3 protein-coding genes are annotated in these 1,646 nt (G+C 69.2%); all 3 read left to right on the top strand.

The window, feature by feature from the left end; all coding sequences use genetic code 11:
* A partial coding sequence (locus KGI06_06285; GenBank protein ID MDE1871817.1) for a hypothetical protein occupies window positions 1–701 on the top strand: 701 nt, incomplete at its 5' end.
* A gap of 39 nt (window positions 702–740) precedes the next feature.
* Window positions 741–1,151 (top strand): hypothetical protein, encoded by a 411-nt coding sequence (locus KGI06_06280; GenBank protein ID MDE1871816.1) that lies wholly within the window; start codon window positions 741–743, stop codon window positions 1,149–1,151.
* A gap of 124 nt (window positions 1,152–1,275) precedes the next feature.
* Window positions 1,276–1,646 (top strand): hypothetical protein (locus KGI06_06275; GenBank protein MDE1871815.1); only part of this gene is annotated, 371 nt, incomplete at its 3' end.

Here is a 1,646-nt window from a genome sequence, read left to right as displayed (position 1 = left end):
AAGTCGGTGTCCAGACGGTCTTCACCCGGAAGTCGCTGGCCCAGTGGTCGGAGAACATGCAGACGAAGGCCGGCCAGGTGATGCGGCAGGCGATGGACAGGAAGGAGGACGCCGACATCGGCGGCCTCGCGTCCAGCCTCTCCACGTACGCCGCGCTGGGGACCGCGGCCACCGTCATGACCGTCGGCCATGTGGCGGCGGCCTTCTCGACGCTCAAGGCGGGCCTCAACACTGCGGGCACGGCGATCGCCGCCGGCGCCGTCAACCAGCCCGTGCCGCCCGGCCCGATCTGCGGGGCCTTCCGGCCGGAGACGCTGGCGTCGGTCTCCCGCAGCCTCGTCGGCGGCCCCATCACGGGGACGCCGGTCACGACCTCGATCGGCGCCAACGGGCCTGCCGGCTCCTTGCAGAGCGAGGCGCTGGACGCCTGGTTCGTCGGCCGCGTCGCGGGCGTAGACCTCTACTCCAACGCGAACTTCGCCAAGGCGACGACGGACGGTGCCAACACGATGGTCTTCCACCGGGACGCGCTCGTCTTCGTCGAGGAGCCGCATGACATGGCGGCCGGCAACATCATGATCGAGGAGGACACGTCGCTGCGGGCGATCGAGCTGAACATGGTCGAGGACTACGGCTTCGGCGTGCTCGACAGTCACTACGGCATCGAGATGACCTTCAACGCGGCACCGGCGACAAGCTGATCGTGAGGCCAGCGCGGCCTCATCTGGGAGAAGAGATACATGTTCAACTACAACAACCCACACGTCATGACGACGGGCGCCCTCGCGTCCATCGCCACGAACGGCAGCGCGGACACGCCGGAGATGTCGTGGGGGCAGGCGGCGCAGGTCATCGGGGCGCGGTTCATCGCCTCCAGCTCGCAGCCCTCCGCCAACACGACGGGCAGCGGCCTCACCGTCACGCTCTACAAGAACGCCTCCAACGCCGGCTCGATCGTCGCCTCCTTCAACACCTCGGGCACCGCCGTCGCGGCGAACGGCTCCGTGGCGCTGACGCTGACCACCACCGCCGCCAACACGAAGTTCGCCGCGAACGACGTGCTGATCGCGGAGATCACCGGCGGCGCGGCGATGGGCTCGACGCTGAACTCGGTCATCGCCGTGGACTACATCTTCGGGTACGACGACTGATGGCCGCGAAGAAGCCGATGATGGCGAAGGCGGATGAGCGCTACCACCGCAAGCACGGCATCAAGCCGAACTCGAAGCGGGACAAGGCGCTCGACCGCAAGCGCGGCATAAAGGACGGCGGCCGATGACAACGGAATGGCCCGGAGAAGAGTCCACCTCCACGACCAACCCGCCGGTAACGGTGTTCTCCGAGGGCGCCGGGGGCTTGGATGCCCCGGCCCCCGCGCCCCCGGAGACGCCGCCGGCGTGGCTTCAGGTCACGGACACGCCCGACCTCACGGGGCACTGCACGGTCTCCGGCTCGGGGCTGCGCGGCACCGACGGCCTGCCCGTGCGCGAACGTGACGTGCTCACCATCGTGGTGGACGGCGCCGCCGTCTATCACGTGGCGCCCTACGGTCTGGAAGGCGAGTACCAGACGGCGATCTCGGCACCGCCGGGGCCGCACCACATCGAGATCAGGGACGGCGCGGGGACGGTGCTCGCCGCCCGCGA

This window comes from Candidatus Micrarchaeota archaeon (assembly GCA_028866575.1).
Classification (GTDB): Archaea; Micrarchaeota; Micrarchaeia; order Micrarchaeales; family Micrarchaeaceae; genus UBA12276.
The sequence above is the reverse complement of the archived record's forward strand: the minus strand, read 5'-3'. Positions and strand labels throughout refer to the sequence as shown.

Coding starts and splice junctions, on each gene's coding strand:
- KGI06_06280 (MDE1871816.1), top strand. CDS start 741: ATGTTCAACTACAACAACCCACACGTCATGACGACGGGCGCCCTCGCG.